The following is a 21,614-nucleotide window of genomic DNA, read 5'->3' as shown; positions in this document are numbered from 1 at the left end:
GCAGCCATTGCTGCGGGCGCTGCCGCCGGCCGGCTTTTTTATGCTAAACTGCCGCCCTGTTTATTTTGAACCTCTGGTGTTAGCTGTTCGCATGCATCATTTGAATGCCCTGGAAAAGCGCGCCGCCGTTGCGCTGGCGCTGGTGTTTTCTACCCGTATGCTCGGGCTCTTTATGCTATTGCCGGTGTTTGCCCTGTACGGCGAGCAGCTGGCCGGTTTTTCCCCGCTGTGGATCGGGTTAGCGATTGGCGCCTATGGTTTAACTCAGGCGATTTTACAAATTCCTTTTGGTTGGCTGTCGGACAAAATTGGCCGGCATAGAGTCATGCTGCTGGGCTTAGCTCTGTTTGTGCTGGGTTCGGTGGTGGCAGCGCTGGCAGAGTCCGTTTATCTGGTGACGCTGGGCCGCGTATTGCAAGGTGCCGGGGCGATTTCCGGTGCGGTATTGGCACTGGCGGCCGATCTAACGCGCGAAGAGCAGCGACCGAAAGTGATGGCGATTATCGGCGCCACCATCGGCTTATCTTTTGCCTTGGCAATGGTACTGGGGCCATTACTGGCGAAGCTGGCCGGTTTAAGTGGCGTGTTCTGGTTTACCGCGGTAATGGCGGTGGCGGCCATGTTATTGGTTGCTTTCGTGGTGCCGAAAAGTGTCAGTAAGGCACCGGCTGCTGAAACCTTGGCCTTACCGCAAAGCCTGACTGCGATGTTCCGGCACCGGCAACTGTTACAGCTGGACTTAGGCGTATTATTGTTGCACCTGATGCTTACGGCGATGTTTGTTGCACTACCGCCGCTACTGGCGTCGCAGCAGTTCGCGGCAGAGCAGCATTGGCAGCTGTATTTACCAGTATTATTGCTGTCGTTTGTATTTATGGTGCCGATGATGATTATTGCGATGCGCCGGCAGCAGGAAAAACGGTATTTTTTAATAAATATACTATTATTAGTTATTGCGATGTTAATAGCTTGGCAGGCAAACAGCTTCTGGCTGTTGGCGCTGGCCCTGCTGGTATTTTTTACCGGCTTTAATTTTCTGGAAGCCAGTTTACCGGCAATGGTGTCGCGGGTGGCACCCGCCGGCCAGCGTGGCAGTGCGATGGGGATTTACTCCAGCAGCCAGTTTTTCGGTGCCTTTTTAGGCGGCTTGCTGGGTGGTGCTATCGCTCAGCACTTTGGTTTTATGGCGGTGTATGGCGCCCTAGCAGTAATTGGTTTAGTATGGCTTATCATAGCCAGCACCATGCAGGTGCCCGCCCGTGCCCAGCGCTTATCGCTACCGGTTGCTGTCAGCACTGAGCAGCAAGCAGGCCAGCTGGCAGCCAGGCTCAGTAGCCTGGCCGGGGTGCAGGAAGTCACGATTTTATTGGCCGATCAGCGCTGCTACCTGAAAGTCAGTTCGCAGCAGTTTGACATCGCACAGGCTCAGTCTTTGATTGCCGCTGGCAATCAGTAATAATTTTGCAGGAGAAATACGCATGGCGCGTGGAATTAACAAAGTCATTTTAATCGGTAATCTGGGCCAGGATCCGGAAGTCCGTTATATGCCGCAGGGCGGCGCCGTCGCTAACCTGAGCATTGCGACCTCTGAAAGCTGGAAAGATAAAGCTACCGGCGAAATGAAAGAGCAAACCGAATGGCACCGAGTCGTGATTTACCAGCGTCTGGCAGAAATTGCCGGCGAATATCTGCGTAAAGGCTCTAAGGTGTATATCGAAGGCAAGCTGAAAACCCGTAAGTGGCAGGATCAGCAAGGCGTAGAGCGTTACACCACTGAAATCGTTGCCAATGAGCTGCAAATGCTGGACGGTCGTGGCGAAGGCCAGGGTGGCGGCATGGGTGGTGGAATGGGCGGCGGCCAGCAAGGTTATCAACCGCGGGCGCCACAACAAGCCGCACCGCAGCAGGCAGCCTATCAGGGTGCACCACAACAGAATTTCCAGCCGCAAGGCAATTATCAAAAGCCGGCACAGCCACAAGGTGGCTTCCAGCAACAACCACCAGCGCAACAGCGCCCGCCGATGGAACCACCAATCGACTTTGATGACGATATCCCGTTCTAAGGTTGTTGACTAAGCCCCTGCTACGGGGCTTTTTTCTGCTTGCTATTCAACACCGTCAGTGTCTATAGTCAGAGTAGTGCTCAGCAGGAAGCGCCACTATGCCACCGCATTCACATCATCATTCTCACTCACATTCGCAGCACCCGCATTCGCAGCATCAGCACGGTCATGGGTCTCATCGGCATGGCCATGGTTTAGTATCGACAGAGGATAGCGGTAGCCGGCTCGGTTGGGCGTTTTTTCTGAATCTGGGTTTTACCATTATTGAGTTTATTGGCGGCTGGCTGACTAATAGCACGGCCATTATGGCGGATGCGATTCATGATCTTGGCGATAGTCTGGCGCTGGGCAGTGGCTGGCTGTTGTATAAGCTGGGTAAAAAAGCGCCCACTGCACATTACACCTACGGTTATCGCCGGCTTAGTTTATTTGGCGCCTTGTTAAATTGTTTCATTCTGATTGGTGGTTCAGTCTGGATCCTGGCCGAAGCCATTCCGCGACTCAGTGAGCCGGTGATGCCGCTGACTGAGGGCATGATGGCGCTGGCCGTGCTCGGCATACTGGTAAATGGTTTCGCCGCCTATAAACTCAGTGGCGGTAAAACCCTGAATGAGCGGGTACTGAACTGGCATTTACTGGAAGATGTGCTGGGCTGGGTCGCGGTGCTGCTTGCGGCGCTGGTGATGCAGTTTGTCGACTGGCCAATCATTGATCCACTGTTATCGATCGCCTTTACCTTGTTTATTTTGTTTAATGTACTGCGCAATTTACGCAGCACGGCGCGACTGTTTTTTCAGGCGGTACCCGATGCCGGCTTATTAGCCGGGATTGAACAACGCTTGTTAGCCCAATCAGAAGTACAAGAAGTGCATCATTTGCATCTGTGGTCACTGGATGGTGAGCAGCATGTGCTGAGTGCGCATCTGGTGGTGGCGCTGGACGATTTACGGCAATATCAGCAGTTAAAACGCCGCGTAGAGCAGCAACTGGTGGAGTTTAAGCTGTTAAATACTACGATTGAGATTGAGCTGGCCGGCGAAGCTTGCCGTGATCATACTCATCACGGCAAGCCGGCGCATTAACGATAGGAAATAAAGTCGTCTTTGGCACGACGTACTTTTTTCAGATTCACCAGCCAGTCGCCTTCAGCAGCGCGATAACCCAGCGGTAACAGTAATACCGACTTTAAACCCTGTTCGGCCAGACCAAGAATGGCATCGACTTTTTCCGGTTCGAAGCCTTCCATCGGCGTGGCATCAACTTGCTGTTCGGCAGCAGCCAATAAGGCTGAACCTAAACCAATATAAGCCTGGCGGGCGGCATGCTCGAAGTTTTGCTCTGCCGGGCGCTGCGGATAATAAGCCAGCAGTTTTTGCCGGTACGCTTCCCAGCCGTCGTTTTTAAAGCCGCGCTGTTCATTCACCAGATCAAACATCATATTGATCCGCTCGGCGGTGTAATTATCCCAGGCAGCAAATACCAGTAAATGCGAGCAATCTGTTACCTGTGACTGATCCCAGGCGACCTGGCGGATTTGCTGCTTTAACGCCGGATCGGTTATCACCAGCACCTGATAAGGTTGCAGGCCACTGGAGCTGGCACTCAGGCGGATTGCCTCCAAAATAGTGTCCAGTTTAGCGGCGGGGACTTGCTGCGCGGCATTCATCTTTTTCGTGGCGTAACGCCAGTTTAGTAATTGCACGATATTTGACATCATGTTCTCCGGTACGGGTTAAGCAATGGTGCTGAAATTGGTACTGCAGCGCGGGCTTTCAAGGTGCAAGCCCGAAACAAAACCTGCCGGGAACAAAACAGCAGCCGCCTACCGCTATAAAACCGCGCTTCGCCGAAAGCGTTGTCATCTTTACCAAATCTTGACGTAAAGCGCATTGAGCACTGACAGAGCGCGCATTATAGTGGCGCCAATCCGGATTTTCGTCGAAAAGGTTTTCTCATGGCATTGCAAAAAAAAGCCGTAACAATGGCAGTCGTAGCATTAATCGCAGCCGGTGCTGCCTGGTGGTTCTGGCCAACTGAACCCGCCCCTACAGCCGCTGCCCAGCGGCAAATGAATCCGTGGGCTATGCCGGTACCGGTGCGGGTGGTGCCTGCTACCGCTGCGGATTTACGGGTACAAATCAAAGCTATTGGTACCGTGACCCCGCTAAATAGTGTGGTGGTACAAAGCCGGGTTAGCGGCCCGCTACAGGCGCTGCATTTTAAAGAGGGCGATAAAGTCGAGGCCGGCCAGCTCTTAGCAGAGATTGATGCCGCTGATTATCAGATACAGCTGGCCCAGGCGCAGGGACAACTGGAGCAAAATTTGGCGCAGCTAAAAAATGCTGAGAATGACTTGGCGCTGTATTCGCGGTTGCGTGAGCAAAGCTCGATTTCTGCGCAACAATTTAACAACCAGCAGGCGCTGGTAGAGCAGTTAAAAGGCAGCTTGCGTAGTAATCAGGCGCAGCTGGATGCGGCAAAACTGCAATTATCTTATACCCAAATTAAAGCGCCAATTTCTGGCCGGCTGGGTTTACGCCGGGTTGACGTTGGTAATCTGATTCAGGCCAATAGCGCTGAAGGTCTGGTAACCATCACCCAAAGCTCGCCGATTAATGTGGTATTTGCTATCCCTGAGAATCAATTACAGCAGGTACGGCAAGCAATGCGCACTGGCGAGCCGTTAGTGGTGGAAGCCTGGGATCGCGCTGAGCAACAGCAATTAACGGCTGGTGTACTGACCACGCTGGATAACCAGATTGATATTGCTACCGGTACTTTGCGCTTAAAGGCCGAGTTTGCCAACCAGCAGGAAGAGTTGTTCCCGAACCAGTTTGTTAATGTGCGACTGAACGTGGCGGTGCGCAGTGGCGCTGTGACCATTCCGCAAGATGCCGTGCAATATGGCTCGGCTGGTACCTACGTCTATACCATCGAAGATAACAAGGCACAAATCCGCCAGGTGAAGCAGGGACCGGTCGACAATGGCATGGTAGCAATTGAAGAAGGGTTGAGCGTCGGCACGCCGGTGGTACTGGAAGGTTTAGATCGCCTGCGGCCGGGCCGCGCAGTAGAAATTATTACTGAACAGGGTAGCGCAGCTCCGGTAACACCGGCTGAGGACACGCCGCGGCGGCGGCCACAGAGGGCGCAATAATGAATTTTTCGCAGCCCTTTATTCTGCGACCGGTTGCTACCTCGTTACTGATGCTGGCGTTACTGGTTGCCGGTATTCTGGCCTGGCGGCAGCTGCCGGTGGCGGCCTTGCCACAGGTTGACTACCCGATTATTCAGGTATTTAGTTTTAACCCCGGTGCCAGCCCGGACATTATGACCCGCACCGTTACGGCGCCGCTGGAGCGGCGGTTAGGGCAAATTCCCGGTTTAAAGCAGATGTCATCCAGCAGCTCTGCCGGCGCTTCCGTCATTACGTTACAGTTTGCGCTGGAAGTAAATATGGGCGTGGCCGAGCAGGAAGTGCAGGCGGCCATTAATACCGCTTCTTCGTTACTGCCAAACGATTTACCCAGCCCGCCGATTTACCGTAAGGTCAATCCGGCTGATGCGCCGATCCTGACACTGGCCATCACTTCGTCCACACTGCCGTTACCGCAGGTGTATGACCTGACTGATACCCGGATGGCACAAAAACTGGCGCAATTACCCGGCGTCGGCATGGTCAGCCTGGCCGGTGGTCAGCGGCCGGCCATTCGGGTGAAAGCCAATCCTTCGGCACTGGCCAATATGAATCTGAGCCTGGAGAATTTGCGCGCTGCCATTGCTGCAGCTAACACCAACCAGCCTAAGGGCAGTTTCGATGGCCCCTTCCGCTCAACTATGCTGGATGCCAATGACCAGATCCGCGATGTCGCTGAGTACCGGGATCTCATTATCGCCTGGCGTGATAATGCACCGGTGCGGCTGCGGGATGTCGCCACTGTTGAGCAAGGCGCTGAAGATCGCTTCTTAGCCGCCTGGGCCAACGAGCAGCCGGCAGTATTACTGAATATCCAGCGTCAGCCCGGCGCTAACGTGATTGAAGTGGCCGATCGGGTACAACAATTACTACCGCAGCTGATGGCAACGATGCCAGCCGCGGTAGATGTGGTGGTATTGACCGATCGTACCCATAGTATCCGCGCCTCGGTGCGTGATGTGCAAAAAGAGCTGGTGTTTGCAGTCTGTCTGGTGATTTTCGTCACCTATGTGTTCCTGAAAACCATTCCGGCGACCATTATTCCGAGTTTAGCCGTACCCTTATCCTTAATCGGTACCTTTGCGGTGATGCTGTTACTGGGTTTCTCAGTCAATAACTTGACGTTAATGGCGATGGTAATTGCCACCGGCTTTGTGGTTGATGATGCTATCGTGATGCTGGAGAATATTGCCCGCCATCGCGAACAGGGCGCCTCGCCGCTGGAAGCCGCACTAAAAGGCGCGAAAGAAATTGGTTTTACGCTGATTTCACTGACTTTCTCGTTAATTGCCGTCTTGATCCCGTTGCTGTTTATGGCGGATGTGGTTGGCCGCTTGTTCTTTGAATTTGCGGTAACCCTGGCGGTAGCCATCCTGATTTCATTAGTCGTGTCGCTAACCCTGACGCCGATGCTGTGCGCCCGGCTATTAAAGGCAATGCCTGCCCATGATCAGCCGAATGATGTTATTCAGCGGCTGATTAACCGCTATGCATTAATGCTGCAGTGGGTACTGCGCCATCAGCGGTTGGCGCTGGCCAGTATGCTGGGTACAGTGGCGTTGACAGTGGGGCTGTATCTGGCGGTACCGAAAGGCTTTTTTCCGGTGCAGGACAGTGGCGTCATTCAGGTGATCACCGAAGCGCCACAGGATATTTCATTCCAGGCCATGGCTCAGCGGCAACAAGAGTTAGCTGCTAATTTACTGCAGCACCCCGATGTTGCCAGTTTGTCATCCTTTATTGGTGTTGATGGCAGTAACAGCAGCATAAACAGCGGGCGGATCTTGCTGAACTTGCAGCCGCATGCCAGCCGCAATAAAACGGCAGTAGAAATTATCCGCGAGCTGGAGCAACAGGTTACGGCAGTAGCGGGGATTAAAGGCTGGTTTCAGCCGGTACAGGAATTAAGTATAGAAGATCGGGTCAGTCGTACGCAGTATCAATTTACGCTAAGTACGCCGGACAGCGAGGTACTGAGCCTGTGGTTGCCGGAAGTCATGGCGGCACTGCAGCAGCGGCCGGAGTTATCCGAGGTCGCGCACGATCTGCAGCAGCAAGGTTTACAGGCCTTTATCGATATCGATCGCAATGCTGCCGCCCGGTTGGGCTTAAGCGTGGCACAAATCAGTGCTGTGTTGCAAAGTGCCTATAGCCAGCGCCAAATTTCTACCTTGTTTACCCAGGCTAACCAATACCGGGTGGTGCTGGAGGTCGATCCGGCGCAGGTGCAGGGTATTGAGGCGCTCGACAAACTCTATCTAACCAGTAATACCGGCGCTACCGTACCTCTGTCGGCCGTGGCGACAGTCAGCCAGCGTCCGGCAAAGCTGCTGATTAACCAGCAAGGACAATTCCCGGCAGTGACGCTGTCATTTAACCTTGCCGCAGGCTATTCATTGGGGCAGGCGGTTGCTGCCATTGAGCAGGTGCAAAGCCAGTTACAGTTACCCCCGGAGTTAGAGCTCAGTTTTCAGGGCGCGGCTGAGGCGTTCCGAGCCTCCCTTGGTAATACGCTGTGGCTGATACTGGCGGCGATTGTCACCATGTATATTGTGTTGGGCGTGTTGTACGAGAGTCTGATCCACCCGGTCACCATTTTGTCGACGCTACCGTCGGCTACTGTGGGAGCCTTGCTGGCACTGCTAATCACGGGCCGGCCGCTGGATCTGATTGCGGTAATCGGCATCGTGCTACTGATTGGTTTGGTAAAGAAAAACGGCATTATGATGGTCGATTTTGCCCTGGATGCGCAGCGCAATCAGGGCATGACCCCGGCCGAAGCTATCTATCAGGCGGCGCTACTGCGTTTTCGGCCAATTTTAATGACCACCTTGGCAGCATTATTTGGTGCCATTCCGCTGATGTTATCCACCGGCTCGGGTGCCGAGCTGCGCCAGCCCCTGGGTTTGGTGATGGTGGGTGGCTTGCTGGTTAGCCAGATACTGACGGTGTTTACTACACCAGTGGTTTATCTCTGGTTCGATAAGTTGGTACGTAAGCGCCAGCAAAGTCCGGTTGAGGTTGCCAGTCTATGAATCTGGCCCAGCCCTTTATCCAACGGCCGGTCGCCAGTGGTTTGCTGGCAACGGCGATTTTGCTGCTGGGCTTACTAAGCTGGCGCTTGTTACCGGTGTCACCGTTACCGGCAATCGATTTTCCGATGATAGTGGTCAGTGCCAGTTTGCCGGGTGCCAGTCCGGAAAGTATGGCGGCAACGGTTGCGACACCGCTGGAGCGGGCACTGGGCAGTATTGCGGGCATTCGGCGCATTAGTTCATCCAGTAATCAGGGCTCAACCCAAATCCGCCTCGAATTTGAATTAGACCGCAATGTCGATGATGCAGCGCGCGAGGTGCAGGCGGCGATTAACGCGGCGCGCAGTCAGCTGCCATCCGGGATGCCGGGTAACCCGGTGTACCGCAAGTTTAACCCGTCACAGGCACCGATCATGGCGTTGGCGCTTAGCTCCGATCATCTGGCGGGTAGTACCTTGTACGACAATGCCTCCACCATTCTGGCTCAGAAAATTGCCCAGATTAGCGGCGTAGGCGAAGTCGAGGTCAGTGGCTCGTCATTACCTGCGGTAAGGGTGCAACTGAATCCGGGCATGCTGGCGCAATATGGTGTAGCACTGGATGAGGTGCGCAGCGCTATCAGTACTGTTAATGCCTCGGTGCCGCTCGGTGTGCTGGAAACGGATAGCCATCGCTGGCAGCTGGCAACCAGTGAAACCTTACGCCGGGCCGCGGATTATCAGGATCTGATCGTTAAATATGTTGATGGTGCCGCGATCCGGCTGGCGGATGTGGCACTGGTCACAGATTCGACGGAAGATCGCTACAGTGCCGGTTTTCACAACGATAAAGACGCGGTGATCTTGCTGATCAGCCGTCGTACTGGCGCCAATATAGTGGCCACCATCGATGCGATTTATCAGCAGCTGCCCTTATTACAAGCCTTGGCGCCGGCAGGCGCTGAGCTGGCGGTAGTGATGGATCGTAGCCCGGTGATCCGGGCCACCCTGAGCGAGGCACAAATTAGCCTGACCTTAGCGGTATTGCTGGTGGTGCTGGTGGTCTGGGTATTTCTGGGAAACTTACGCAGTGCCCTGATCCCGAGTGTCACTATTCCGGTGTCGTTAATTGGCGCCTTTAGCGTGATGTATTTGTGTGGATTTTCGCTAAACAACCTGTCGGTGATGGCATTGATTGTTGCAACCGGGCTGGTAGTGGATGATGCTATCGTGGTGGTGGAAAATATCCGTCGTCATCTGGAACGCGGTCTGTCACCGCTGCAAGCGGCGCGGCAAGGGGCTGCCGAAGTTGGTTTTACCTTGCTAGCAATGAACCTGGCGCTGATCGTGATTTTCCTGTCGATACTCTTCATGGGCGGCCTGGTTGAGCGCTTGTTCCGCGAGTTTTCAATTACGCTGGTGGCGGCAATGGTGATTTCGCTGCTGATTTCGCTGACGCTAACACCCAGTATGTCGGCGATATTGTTAAGGGCGACGCCAGCGTCGGCAGCACCGGATCAAGCGGGTTTCTTCCAGCGCTTGCAGCAGGGTTACCGGCGCAGTATTGATTTTGGCCTGGACCATTATCGATGGTTACTGTTATTGCTATTGTTACTCTTTGGCGCCACCGCCTGGTTATACACTAAGGTGCCGTCAGGCTTACTACCCGAACAGGATACCGGACAGTTAAATGGTTTTGTGCGTGGTGACGACGGTGCCTCGTTCCAAATGATGCAACCGAAGATTGAAGCCTTCCGCCAGCATGTGCTGCAGGATCCTGCCGTCGCTGATGTCACCGGCTCTGCCGGTGGTAGTGGCGGGGTCAGTAACTCCTGGATGCGGGTACGGTTAAAACCCCTGGCGGAGCGACAGGTGTCGGCGCGGGCGGTGGTCGATCGTTTACGAGCGACGGCACCTAAGGTGCCAGGCGGCATTCTGTTTATGAACGTCGATCAGGATATTCGCCTGTCATCGCCGTTTGGGCGCAGTGATTATGAAGTGCAGTTACTGTCAGATGATTTAAGTTTGCTGCGCCAGTGGGGCAAGCGGGTGGGTGAGAAACTGCAAGACTTACCGCAACTAGTGGATGTGAACACCCCGGGAGGCGAGGACGCGCAGCAAATTGAGTTGAAAATCGACCGTGAAGCAGCGCAGCGGCTGGGTGTCGATATGCGCACCATCGCCAGCTTACTGAATAACTCGTTTTCACAGCGTCAGGTCGCGACTTTGTACGACCAGCAGAATCAGTACCGGATCGTGATGGAAGTGTTGCCCGGTTATACCGCCCAACCGGAGGTGCTGCAGCAGCTACAAATTGTTACCAGTAATGGCGAAAGAGTACCGTTGGCTGCTATTGCGACCTATCAATATGGGCTGGTAAATGACCGTGTGCAACATGATGGCCAGTTTGCTTCGGTGAATATTGGCTATGGTTTAGCGCCGGATGTCACGCTGGAGCAGGCATCGCAGGCGATTGACCAGGCTATGGCCGAACTGATGTTACCCGGTGCTATCGTCGCCGTTAGCGGCGAGAATCAGCGGAATGCGTTATTTCAGACGGCGGATCAAACCTGGTTGATTATTGCGGTCATTGTTGCCGTTTATCTGCTACTGGGCGTGCTGTATGAAAGTCTAATCCAACCGCTGACGATTCTATCGGTGGTGCCTTGTGCCGCTTTAGGCGCCCTGCTGGCGCTTTATCTCACCGGTACGGACTTTAATCTGATAGCGCTGCTGGGTCTGTTTCTCTTGATAGGTATAGTGCTGAAGAACGCCATTTTGTTAGTTGATTTTGCGCTGGCGGCAGAGCGGGAGCAGGGTTTGACGCCGCAACAGGCTGTTGCTCTGGCAGCCCAGCAGCGTTTAAGACCCATCTTAATGACGAACTTTGCCGCGCTGCTGGGTGCGCTGCCGTTGTTATTGGGTGTTGGTGAAGGTTCTGAGTTACGTCAGCCACTGGGTATTACCATAGTGGGCGGCTTATTGGTCAGTCAGTTGCTCACCTTATATACCACGCCGGCCGTGTACCTGTTGTTTAGCAAAGTGCGGTTGCGCCGGGCTAACAGTCCTAGCGCTTAGGCTGGCTGTTGTTGTAGCAGTAACCGGCGGAATTCCTCTGCCGGTACTGCCTTGCTGAAATAATACCCCTGGTAGTAATCACAAGCCATTTCCTGCAACAAGGCCAGTTGTTCAGCGGTTTCTACCCCCTCCGCCAGTACCTCGAAGCGCAGCGTGTGGCCAAGCTCGATAATGGCTTTGGCGATTTGGCGGTCATCAGTGTTGGCCGTCATATTGGCAATAAAACGGCGATCGACTTTCAGGATATCCAGAGGCAGGCGTTGTAAATACGCCAGTGATGAATAGCCGGTGCCAAAATCATCAATCGCCAGCCGGACCCCGGTTTCCCGTAACTGTTGCATGGTCAGTACCACTTTCTCTTCATCCAGCATCAGTGCGCTTTCTGTTACTTCAAGTTCCAGCAATCTGGCCGGGAAGCCGCTTTCTGCCAGTACCATCTTAACTTGCTGCTCCAGGTCACCACGGCCGAATTGCTGCACCGACACATTGACAGCCAAAGTGATGGGCGGCAAGCCTTCGTTCAACCAGGCTTGCCCCTGGATACAGGCTTGCTGCAACACCTGCTGACCAATAAGGTGTATTAAGCCGGAACTTTCAGCTAAGGGGATAAACAAGTCCGGACTGATAAAACCCAGTTCAGGATCCTGCCAGCGCAGTAATAGCTCAGCACCGATAATACTGCCGGTTTTGATATCGAGTTGCGGTTGGTAGTAGCAGCGTAACTGTTGCTTCTTGATCGCTTGCCGTAACCGGCTTTCCAATACCAGCCGTTGCCGGGCCTGAGCTGTCAACTGATCGCTATAGTAATAGTAGGTATTGCGGCCTTCCGATTTAGCTTTATACAGCGCAGAATCCGCCCCTTGCAACAATGCCTCAACGTTATCATGGTGGGTGGGGTATAAGCTGATCCCGATAGAGGCGGCCGTACTGAGCTCCAGGTCCTGTTCTAATAACATCGGTTGTTGTAAGTTTTGCAATAATTCCTGGGCAAAGCGGGCGGCATCTTCCGGCGTGTCCAGGTGTTCTATCAGGATGGCAAATTCATCGCCGCCAAGCCGGGCCAGGGAGTCTGTTTCCCGACAACAGATTTGCAGCTTTTCTGCCACCCGTTGCAGTAGCAGATCGCCAGTTTTATGGCCATAGGAGTCATTTATGTTTTTAAAATTATCCAAGTCCAGGATTAGCACGGCCAGTTGCAGATTTTCCCGGCGTGCCACTTTCAGAGCCTGGTCCAGTTGATTGGCAAAATAATGGCGGTTTGGTAAGTGGGTCAGCGGATCGTATTGGGCTAAAAATGCCAGTTGTGCTTCTTGTTGCTTGTAGTCCGTCAGATCAATATCGATACAGTAAATCTGTGGTTTTTTGTCAGGCAGGATAATGACGGCATGAGACGAATACACGGTAACGGGTGAGCCATCTTTACGCCTTAAGGTCAGTTCTTCAGCATGTCTGGCTTCGCCAGAGCTGGCCATCAGGTTAATTGCTTCGCGTACCCCATCCTGCATTTTTTCCGGAATAATCAAATCCAGTAAGTTACGGCCTACAGCTTCCTTTCGGCTATAGCCATACACTTTTTCACTGCCTTTATTCCAATACAGTGTTTTGCCCTCCTCATCATAACCCTGCACCGAGATGGTTGGCATACTATCCAGCAAAGTCCGGAATCTGAGTTCACTCTCTTCTAATTTCATCTGAGTCAGCTTTACATCAGAAATATCCTGAATCACTGACACAAAAAAGGGCTCACTATTTTCGGTTTCAGCGATTAAGGCTACCGATAAGCGTGCCCAGATAATTTGCCCATTCTTATGTAAATAGCGTTTCTCCAGCGTATAACTTTGCCGTCTACCCTGCAGTACTTCATGCAGCAACCCCTGATCCCGGGATAAATCCATCGGATGAGTTAACTGCTGAAAGCGCATGGTAAGAAGTTCTGTGGCGCTATAGCCAAGCAGGTTACAGAGTTCGTCATTAACGCGGATAAACTGGCCATCAGCGTTAACATGCGCGATTCCGGCTGCAGCACGGGCAATCGTCTGTTCTAACAGATATTCTGACTTGAGTAATGAGCGGGCGAAATGTAAACGCTGCTTAAGTAATAACCAGGCTAATAGCGCAGTCAGTAACACATAGGTATAGCCTTTATAACTCTGGTAACGGGTCAGGGTGGCCGCATCGGTAACCAGGGCTGATAGTAATTGGTCACTGAAAGTTATCCACAAAAAGCCCAGTACCAGATAGCAAAGCGCCCCTAACAATGGATAGTAACGAAGTTTCTTGCGGCGGGCGTCCAGTTGCTTCATGCGTGAAATCTTTCTACTCAGACTAGAGGTGAGTTCTAAGCATAGCGGAAATTTCAGTAAGATCAGAGGCAAACCAACAAAAACGGGCCAAGAGCCCGTTTTTCTGTTGTCTTAGAACGAATAGACCAGCGTCAGGGACGTCTGGGTATCAGTACTCTTTTTATCCACTGGGACATCGGAGTCATTTTGCACCAGAAAAGCCGCTTTCATTTGCATCGCACCATTAATCCGGGCACTAAGCGCGGTTTCGGCGATGGTACGGGTATTATCAGCACTGTATTCGACGCTCAGTGTTTGCGTGAAGGCGGCGGATTCGCTTAAAGTCCATTTATAGGATGCGGCGCCGCGGGCAAGTAAACCTTTTTCGGTTTCCCGGAGCAGGCCAGTTTCCGTTTCAACGGCTGCGCGCTTAGCGGTGTAATAACCCGGACCGACTTCGACATCCAGTGATTGATTTTCCAGATTGAGTAAACGGGTACCGTAACCGGCAGCTAGAGTGGTGTATTGGGTGTAGGCACCAAACTTGTCATCGGTGTAAGAGCCGAGCACGAAAACGTTGTCGTGTTCCTGCGTCAGTTTATAGGCGCCCTTGGCTGACACCAGGTAGCGTTCTGCGGAACGCTCCTTCACACGGCTGCCGTCAGCGCCCTCTTTTTCATCCTCTTTAAAAAAGGCGCTCAGAATATACTGATTACTCCAGTTGGTCAGATCTTGCTTGGCGTCAATTTTACCGGTGATAGAGGTGCCCTCAGTGTTACCGGTAGTGGTGATGGCACCCAACTCGGCTGACGTAGTCCAAACTTTTTGCTCTTCAGCTTGTGCCTGCGCGCCAGCAGCCAGCGCGATCGCGACAGCAAGGGTTACTGTTCTCATACTTACTCCTTGGAATCTTGCTTGATATGGACATCCATCTGTGGGAACGGAATGCCGATGCCGTGTTCATCAAACGTCAATTTAACTTTTTCCAGCGTATCCCAGTACACGCCCCAGTAGTCATCTGTGTTAACCCAGGGACGGACAATAAGATTGACTGACGAAGCAGCCAGCTCTGAGACCCGGATATTCGGTGCCGGTTCCGCCAATACACGTGGGTCTTCACTGATAATTTGCTCCAGCAGCGCTTTGGCTTTACGCAAATCTGAGTCATAACTAATACCGATAACCAGATCGACACGGCGCGTACTTTCAGCCGAGAAATTCGTGATGTGACCGCCGGTTATTTTAGCGTTCGGCACTATTACTCTTTTGTTATCCGGCGTTTTCATAATGGTCTGGAAAATTTCAATTTTATCAACGGTTCCGGTGATGCCGCCGGCATCAATAAAATCACCTGATTTAAACGGCCGGAACAGAATGATCAGCACGCCGGAGGCAAAGTTGGCTAAAGAGCCCTGCAACGCCAGGCCTACTGCTAAACCGGCTGCACCCAGAATGGCGATAAAGGACGTCGTTTGTACGCCGACCTGTGACAATGCCATCAGGGCAGTCGCAATCATTAATATGGCGTACAGAATACTGGATAAGAAAGACACGACGGCCTTATCAATATTGCGTGACAACAGGCCTTTTTCTAACAACGCTGAGATGCTGCGGGCGATAATCCGGCCAACATAAAAAATCACAATAGCCGCGATCAGCTTTAAAAAGTAACCTAGCAAAACCTCATGATTTTGCTGGAACAATTCGTTAATTTGCTCCATATGTTCACTCCCGTGAGATAAATGAGAATCGCAATCATATCATAAAAAACTGCCGATTTCGGTTAGTAACTGGCCAGTTGCGGCTATACTTGGGCAAAAGCGGCAAAAAAGGGCTTGGTTGGCTGCCGGCTTTTTGGTTAAAATATTGCACTGTTGTGGTGACTGTAGCTCAGTTGGTAGAGCCCCGGATTGTGATTCCGGTTGTCGTGGGTTCGAGCCCCATCAGTCACCCCACTCCTTTCTCCTGCCCTGCTATACTGCCTGTATTATTGTTTTTATCGTCAAATATCTGATGGATTTAACGTCTTTACAGCAACAGCTTGAACAACCCCGGCTAGCCCCGGTTGAACAATGGGATCCCCCTTTTTGTGGCGATCTGCCGCTGCGGATCGATGCACAGGGACGCTGGTGGTATCAGGACGGCGAAATTGCCCGCCCGGGGCTGATAAAGCTTTTCGCGTCGGTGATGCTGTGTCAGGGCGGAGCGTATTTTTTACAAACACCGGCGGAGAAAGTACGGATCCAGGTCGAGGATGCGCCCTTTATCGCCATTGCCAGTCGCTGGCAGCCAACAGCGACTGGCCCGCAGCTGTGGTTTACGACCAATTTGCAGGACAGTGTGCCGCTGAGTCAGGATTATCCACTGCTGTTGCGTCGGTATGCCGGACAAAGCTTGCCTTATCTTAGTTTGTGGCGTGGTTTGTCAGCACGCTTACATCGCAATCTGTACTATCAGCTACTGGATGAAGCAGAGCTGAGGCCAACCGAAAGCGGCACTGATGCGATTCTGCACAGCGCCGGCGCAGCCTATTTGCTGGCGCAGGCAGAATAAAACCGAGCCAGCGCGCTTTATCGCAAAAACAGGTCAGGTATCGCAAGCGCATTGCAGAGTCTGCGGGTGCCGTTGATAGTAAAGTTCCCCTAAGCTGAGGATAACTAAAATGAATAAGACGCTCTCTGTGTTGTCGCTGGCCTGTCTGACCGCTTTGACCTTGCCGCAGGGTTATGCCGCTACCTATATCCACGCCGGTAAGCTGATCACTGCCGAAACCAACCAGATGCTCAGTGAACAGACGATTATTGTCGACGGTAACAAAATTATTGCCATTGAAGGCGGTTACAAAACGCCGGCCGCTGGCGATACCTTAATCGACTTACGCCAGCATACGGTGCTGCCGGGTTTAATGGATATGCACACCCATTTCTCCAGTCAGATCAGTGCCACCTCTTATGGTGAGGGGCAGCGGCTGAATGAGGCTGACTATGCGTTACGTGGCGCGGTGTTTGCAGAAAAAACCTTAATGGCAGGTTTTACCACAGTACGCGAACTGGGTGACAGCCATCATGTCAGTGTCGCGCTGCGTAAAGCCATTGCTCAGGGCTTTGTTAAGGGGCCGCGTATTTATGCTGCGGGTAAGTCCTTAGCCACCACGGGCGGGCATGCAGATCCGACAAATGGTCTGGCCTATTTGCTGCAGGGCGATCCCGGTCCGAAAGAGGGGGTGATTAATGGCCCGGATGAAGCACGTAAAGCAGTACGCCAACGCTATAAAGATGGTGCTGACCTGATAAAAATTACTGCGACCGGCGGTGTGCTCAGCGTCGCCAAAAGTGGGATGAACCCGCAGTTTACCGATGATGAGTTAGCAGCGATAGTCAGCACGGCCCGTGATTATGGCTTTAAAGTGGCGGTGCATGCGCATGGCAAAGAGGGGATGCAGCGCGCGATTAAAGCCGGTGTGGATTCGATTGAGCATGGTACCTTTATGGATAAAGAGACCATGGCGCTGATGAAAAAGTACGGTACCTATTATGTGCCGACCATTAGTGCCGGTAAGTGGGTACAACAAAAAGCTGAAATTGATGGTTTTTTCCCGGACTTGGTACGCCCCAAAGCGGCTAGCATTGGTCCACTAATCCAACAAACCTTTAGTGAAGCTTATAAAGCCGGCGTGAAAATTGCGTTTGGTACCGATGCCGGTGTGGGTGCGCATGGCGACAACTGGCTGGAATTTGTTTATATGACAGAAGCCGGTATGCCGGCCATGGCTGCCATCCAATCGGCAACGATCGAGGGGGCCCGGTTGTTGGGGATGGAACAAGAGCTGGGGTCAATTAAAGCCGGTAAGCTGGCAGATATTATCGCGGTGCCGGGTAATCCGCTGGACGATATCAAAACGCTGGGTCAGGTCAGTTTCGTGATGAAGGATGGTCAGATCTACAAGCAATAATCTTGTCGCAGCAGGCATTAAGCCTGCTGAAACCGTTCCAGAATCAGCCGCAGGTCGACTTCGATCTGCGCTTTTAAATCCTTTTCCGCACTGAGTCGTACTTTATCCTGCTGCCGGGTAAGCTTTTTGTCCTGATCTTTGCGGGCCTGGTGGGTCGGCATATCTTTTACGGTCAGATACATCTGATAAATACCGGGGTAACTGCTTACGGCGTCCGGTTTATCTGCGACCGGCCAGTGGTCTAGTAATACCCAAAGTCGCAGAGCACCTTCCGAGAACTCGCATTGTTGCTCCAGCATGGCACGGCTAATCAGAACAATGCTTTCTTGCAGATACGCTTTCTTTTCCTGCTGTTGCTGGCGGGCTTTCTGTTCAGCCAGCTGCTGTTGTTGTTTTTGCTGCTGCAGCAACCATAGCAATCTGCCGGCATAAAATGCCAGGCCAGCAACAATCAATACCGCTGTCGTCAGGAGTAATATCAACCACCAGGTCACGCCGGATCCTCATCGCCTAACAAATCTTTACGCCAGTCAGTACGCTCGAAGCGGCTTAGCGGATCCTCGTCTTCTGCTGTCGCATCAGCGGCCGGTTCTTCGTCATCCAGCCCTAACAGCGTCATTAGCTCGCTGATGCGTGCGGTTTGACGGTTAAAGTACTTAGCGTCTTTACCGGTGAGCAGCTCATCGCGCTCTACCCGCTCCAGTAATTGCTGTAGCTTAGGATCGTTTTCCAGCTGTAATAGCTCTTGCTCCGGGCTTAATGTCTCGGGTTTAGCCGCCTTTAACTGCACCTTTGGTAACGGTGCCGGAGCGGCTACCGGCAGCAGTTCCGGCTTGGCTTCCGGTAGTAACGCTATAGGTTTTTTACTGCCCAGACGCGGATCTTTTTTGGCTTTGTTGGCAACCGGATCCTGGTTGACGTTAGCTTGTTGCATACTGTTGCGGTTACCAGATTTCAGACCAGCGCCTTTTTTCTTGGTTTCATCCTTTTGCTCACGGATTTTACGGATTTCTGTGGCCGGTAAATGGCGTTGTCCGTTATCGCTGGCCTTACGGGATTTTTTTTGACGCGTCATAGTAATCTGGATACCTGTAAAAAAGGGCGCACATTTTAACCAGCTTTGCGTAAAAGCACCACATCCTTCGCAGGAAAACTTAGGCTTAACTGATCGCGTTGGGCTAAAAACGCAAAAGTGCGCTGATGAAAGAAGCGGATATGCGTTGGATCACGTTTATAGTGCCAGTTGGCAAAGTGCGCCGCATCCAGGTAGTGGCTGGTCATAATGGCCAGAACGCCGCCAGGCTTCAGTAAACCTAACCAACATTGCCATTCTTGCGCCGGGTGCACGAAATGCTCTATTGCTTCGCTGCAGCTGATGAAATCATAAGATTGCGCCAGTGCTGCCGGATTGTTGGCGAAAAACGGATCCCATAACTGCATCTGATGGCCCGCTTCGGCTAGCATTTTCGCCAGCAAAGGTCCCGGACCACAACCAAAATCGAGACCCTGTAGCTGACCTGGTGGCAAGGCCGCTAATAAGGGGCTGGCCAGGCGTTGTAAGAATTGACGGTAGCCGGGATCATCGAGATCATTATTGTGTAGCTGATAGTGTTGCTGTTCCTGTGCTGGGCTCAGCAACTGAGCACTCGGTACATACACCAGCTGACATTGCAAACATTGCCGGTATTCACGTTGCGAATCTGAGCTAAATAAGATGCTGTCAGCATGCTGACAAAGTGGACATGGCTCCATTAAACCTTCCTGCAAATCGACATAAAAACAAAGGGCGATAAGATTACCTTATCGCCCTGTTTATTTGTGCCTAGTGGTGGACACTTCTCTCGAATCGCTTAAATCATCCTGAAGCGCAGCCAACATCGTGTTGCAAGTTATCCCTATATTATTATTTGCTGTCCATGCCAGCTCTTTTATTCTTTACGACCATCCTGGTAACTTTCGTAATCATCCTTGCGCGCTTGTCGCGCCTGACACCATCCGGGCATCTCAAAATACACTGCACCCAAGGGTGCTTTACCTTCCTTTGCCGCAATTCCCTGTTGTTTTATCGCCTGCGGACAACGCTTTAAATTTACTCTGATCTTCGAATATGGCAAGCCCTTGAGGTAAAAAAACCTGAAAAAAATTCGACTTTAGTCTACATTTTTATTTTTTTCAGTAACTTATTGCGTATAAATTATGGCCAAAAAGTTCCATACGAATGAAAGAAACGCAAAAGTCTTACAGCTTGTGTGAGAGATCTCTTACAGCAACATAAAAAAACCGGCGAGGTCGCCGGTTTTTGTTAGCAGCTGTTACAGCTTATCGCTGATTAATGCAGACCACCCAGGTACTGCGACAGCACCCGAATATCTTCGTCAGTCAGTTTTTTCGCAACTTCACGCATCATGCCGTTCATATCGTTGGCCCGGGTACCGGCGCGGAATTCTTCCAGTGTTGTTTTGACATAGTCCGCATTTTGGAAGCCAATGCGCGGAAAACCTGCCAGGCTGGTGCCTGCGCCCCGAGGACCATGACAGGCGATACAGGCAGCGATACCACGCTCAGCATCACCACCGCGGTACAATTTTTGACCTAATTCAATCACATCTTCTGGCGTTGTACCTGGCTTCACGCGTTGTGAAGAGAAGTATGCGGCCAGATCTTTCATATCCTGATCCGATAATGCGGCAACCATACCAAACATAATGGCATTCGAGCGGCCTTCTTTTCCGCCTGAGGTCATGCCCAATTTATAGTCAGTTAATTGTTTATACAGGTACTCAGCGTGCTGACCAGCAATTTTAGGATAAATAGCCAGCGGACTGTTGCCGTCCGGGCCATGGCAAGCCGCACAGGTGGCTGATTTTGCCTTGCCAGCTTCGGCATCACCATCAAAAGCGTTTGCTGCACCGATTAATCCGAATAACAGCGTCAGAGGTAATACGAGTTTTTTCATGTTTGATCCGTCTCAGTCCGCATTCAAACGCCAGCGATCTGGCTGCAATGAATTATATTAAGGTGATTTTTGCTCTATTTTACACGAAACTGCCCAAAGTAAAATCCCATCCTTTAGTCAAAAGCTTCTTCCGATCCTTCAGATCCGCTACAATAACCTCAATTTACCAGCCGGAGTAGCTTGTGTCACAGCCAAAGTTCAATTTTCAGCAGGTCAGTTTTCTGACCAGCGCCCCTGATATCAGGGCTTTGCCCGCCGATACCGGTACTGAGGTCGCGTTCGCCGGCCGCTCAAATGCCGGGAAATCCAGCGCGCTGAATACGCTGACCCGACAGAATAATCTGGCTCGTACCAGTAAAACACCTGGCCGGACCCAGTTAATTAATACTTTTGAGCTGGCGCCGGATAAACGACTTATCGATTTGCCCGGTTATGGTTTTGCCAAAGTACCCTTGGCAGTAAAAGAGAAATGGCAGCAATCGTTATCGGAATATCTGCAAAAGCGGCAGAGCTTAAAAGGCTTGGTGGTATTAATGGATATCCGGCACCCGCTGAAAGATTTAGATCAACAGCTGATTTTCTGGGCGGTAGAGAGTAAGTTACCGGTATTGCTACTGTTAACAAAAGCCGACAAGCTTGGCCCGGGCGCACGGAAAAAGATTTTGTTGGAAGTACGCGAAGCAGCATTAGCCTTTATGGGTGATGTGCAGGTGCAGCTCTTCAGCTCACTGAGCAAATTGGGGTTACCTGAGTTTGAGCAAGTACTGAACGGCTGGTTTACCGATCTGACAGACGAAACAACCTGACCTTACTGTATCCTGATTTCCACCCATAAGCGGCTGGCTATCTGTAAAGAACCAGCCGTTTTTTATTGCTGATTTCCAACAGGCAAAAAAAACCGACCCCTGAGGGTCGGTCATAGCAATCGGGGAGAAGCTATATAAAATCAAATCAACAGGGTGTCTTATCGCTAAGACGTGTGCAGTATAACAGCAATATTGCACCGTTTGAAGTATTTACTCTAAAAAATGTTATTGGGTAACACAGACGGTCTACTGCAATATGCTCTGGCGC

General features: G+C 52.0%; 17 protein-coding genes and 1 tRNA gene. 10 read left to right on the top strand and 8 right to left on the bottom strand.

Going from position 1 to position 21,614, the window contains the following annotated elements; translation table 11 throughout:
- Positions 1-91: 91 nt before the first annotated feature.
- From AGRI_RS10560 to AGRI_RS10550, 3 genes are all read left to right on the top strand, one after another.
- On the top strand, positions 92-1,456 hold the full coding sequence (locus AGRI_RS10560) for an MFS transporter (RefSeq protein WP_237713067.1): 1,365 nt from the start codon (positions 92-94) through the stop codon (positions 1,454-1,456).
- 22 nt (positions 1,457-1,478) lie between these two features.
- Complete coding sequence (gene ssb / locus AGRI_RS10555; RefSeq protein ID WP_008606349.1) at positions 1,479-2,063, top strand: single-stranded DNA-binding protein; 585 nt, start codon at positions 1,479-1,481, stop codon at positions 2,061-2,063.
- 98 nt (positions 2,064-2,161) lie between these two features.
- The gene (locus tag AGRI_RS10550) at positions 2,162-3,145 is read left to right on the top strand and encodes a cation diffusion facilitator family transporter (protein ID WP_008984927.1); all 984 of its coding nucleotides are present in this window, start codon (positions 2,162-2,164) and stop codon (positions 3,143-3,145) included.
- On the opposite strand, the gene AGRI_RS10545 is transcribed toward AGRI_RS10550, so the two are convergent.
- The gene (locus tag AGRI_RS10545) at positions 3,142-3,777 is read right to left on the bottom strand and encodes an NAD(P)H-dependent oxidoreductase (protein WP_008984926.1); all 636 of its coding nucleotides are present in this window, start codon (positions 3,775-3,777) and stop codon (positions 3,142-3,144) included. The two genes, AGRI_RS10550 and AGRI_RS10545, sit on opposite strands and share 4 nt — an antisense overlap.
- Before the next feature lie 240 nt (positions 3,778-4,017).
- On the opposite strand from AGRI_RS10545, the gene AGRI_RS10540 reads away from it, so the two are divergent.
- From AGRI_RS10540 to AGRI_RS10530, 3 genes are read left to right on the top strand one after another with little or no spacing between them, the layout of a single operon-like run.
- Complete coding sequence (locus AGRI_RS10540) at positions 4,018-5,220, top strand: efflux RND transporter periplasmic adaptor subunit (protein WP_008984925.1); 1,203 nt, start codon at positions 4,018-4,020, stop codon at positions 5,218-5,220.
- Complete coding sequence (locus AGRI_RS10535; protein ID WP_008984924.1) at positions 5,220-8,294, top strand: multidrug efflux RND transporter permease subunit; 3,075 nt, start codon at positions 5,220-5,222, stop codon at positions 8,292-8,294. The genes AGRI_RS10540 and AGRI_RS10535 overlap by 1 nt, the downstream gene beginning before the upstream one ends.
- Entirely contained in the window at positions 8,291-11,350 is a 3,060-nt protein-coding gene (locus tag AGRI_RS10530; RefSeq protein WP_008984923.1) for an efflux RND transporter permease subunit, read from the top strand. Before AGRI_RS10535 ends, AGRI_RS10530 begins: the two co-directional genes overlap by 4 nt.
- Here AGRI_RS10530 and AGRI_RS10525 read toward each other — a convergent pair.
- From AGRI_RS10525 to AGRI_RS10515, 3 genes are all read right to left on the bottom strand, one after another.
- Entirely contained in the window at positions 11,347-13,653 is a 2,307-nt protein-coding gene (locus AGRI_RS10525) for a putative bifunctional diguanylate cyclase/phosphodiesterase (RefSeq protein ID WP_008984922.1), read from the bottom strand. The two genes, AGRI_RS10530 and AGRI_RS10525, sit on opposite strands and share 4 nt — an antisense overlap.
- A 111-nt stretch (positions 13,654-13,764) precedes the next feature.
- A complete protein-coding gene (locus AGRI_RS10520; RefSeq protein WP_008984921.1) occupies positions 13,765-14,526 on the bottom strand; it encodes a DUF481 domain-containing protein in 762 nt (253 codons plus the stop codon).
- Between the two features lie 2 nt (positions 14,527-14,528).
- The gene (locus AGRI_RS10515; protein ID WP_008984920.1) at positions 14,529-15,353 is read right to left on the bottom strand and encodes a mechanosensitive ion channel domain-containing protein; all 825 of its coding nucleotides are present in this window, start codon (positions 15,351-15,353) and stop codon (positions 14,529-14,531) included.
- A gap of 158 nt (positions 15,354-15,511) precedes the next feature.
- On the opposite strand from AGRI_RS10515, the gene AGRI_RS10510 reads away from it, so the two are divergent.
- The 3 genes from AGRI_RS10510 (at position 15,512) to AGRI_RS10500 (ending at position 17,584) form a co-directional block, all read left to right on the top strand.
- Positions 15,512-15,587, top strand: a tRNA-His gene (locus tag AGRI_RS10510).
- Positions 15,588-15,645: 58 nt separating this feature from the next.
- Positions 15,646-16,185 carry a DUF1285 domain-containing protein gene (locus AGRI_RS10505; RefSeq protein WP_008984919.1) on the top strand — a complete coding sequence of 180 codons (540 nt, stop codon included), beginning with the start codon at positions 15,646-15,648 and terminating at the stop codon, positions 16,183-16,185.
- A gap of 109 nt (positions 16,186-16,294) precedes the next feature.
- Positions 16,295-17,584, top strand: coding sequence for a metal-dependent hydrolase family protein (locus AGRI_RS10500; protein WP_008984918.1), 1,290 nt, complete (start codon positions 16,295-16,297; stop codon positions 17,582-17,584).
- 17 nt (positions 17,585-17,601) lie between these two features.
- Here the strand turns inward: AGRI_RS10500 and AGRI_RS10495 are convergent, their stop codons facing one another.
- The 4 genes from AGRI_RS10495 to AGRI_RS10480 all read right to left on the bottom strand — a co-directional run bounded on the left by AGRI_RS10495 (position 17,602) and on the right by AGRI_RS10480 (position 20,540).
- Positions 17,602-18,078 (bottom strand): DUF2489 domain-containing protein, encoded by a 477-nt coding sequence (locus AGRI_RS10495; RefSeq protein ID WP_008984917.1) that lies wholly within the window; start codon positions 18,076-18,078, stop codon positions 17,602-17,604.
- Positions 18,075-18,659 (bottom strand): Der GTPase-activating protein YihI, encoded by a 585-nt coding sequence (gene yihI, locus AGRI_RS10490; protein WP_008984916.1) that lies wholly within the window; start codon positions 18,657-18,659, stop codon positions 18,075-18,077. The genes AGRI_RS10495 and yihI overlap by 4 nt, the downstream gene beginning before the upstream one ends.
- 35 nt (positions 18,660-18,694) lie before the next feature.
- Positions 18,695-19,336: a class I SAM-dependent methyltransferase gene (locus AGRI_RS10485; RefSeq protein ID WP_008984915.1), complete on the bottom strand. Its 642-nt coding sequence runs from the start codon at positions 19,334-19,336 to the stop codon at positions 18,695-18,697.
- Between the two features lie 577 nt (positions 19,337-19,913).
- Positions 19,914-20,540: a c-type cytochrome gene (locus tag AGRI_RS10480; protein WP_008984914.1), complete on the bottom strand. Its 627-nt coding sequence runs from the start codon at positions 20,538-20,540 to the stop codon at positions 19,914-19,916.
- A 182-nt stretch (positions 20,541-20,722) separates the two neighbouring features.
- On the opposite strand from AGRI_RS10480, the gene yihA reads away from it, so the two are divergent.
- Positions 20,723-21,346, top strand: a complete 624-nt coding sequence (gene yihA, locus AGRI_RS10475; RefSeq protein ID WP_008984913.1) for a ribosome biogenesis GTP-binding protein YihA/YsxC — start codon at positions 20,723-20,725, stop codon at positions 21,344-21,346.
- Positions 21,347-21,614: the final 268 nt, after the last annotated feature.

The sequence above is a fragment of the Alishewanella agri BL06 genome (genome assembly GCF_000272005.1).
Taxonomy (GTDB): Bacteria; Pseudomonadota; Gammaproteobacteria; order Enterobacterales; family Alteromonadaceae; genus Alishewanella; species Alishewanella agri.
This window is presented reverse-complemented; position numbering and strand designations above follow the sequence as displayed.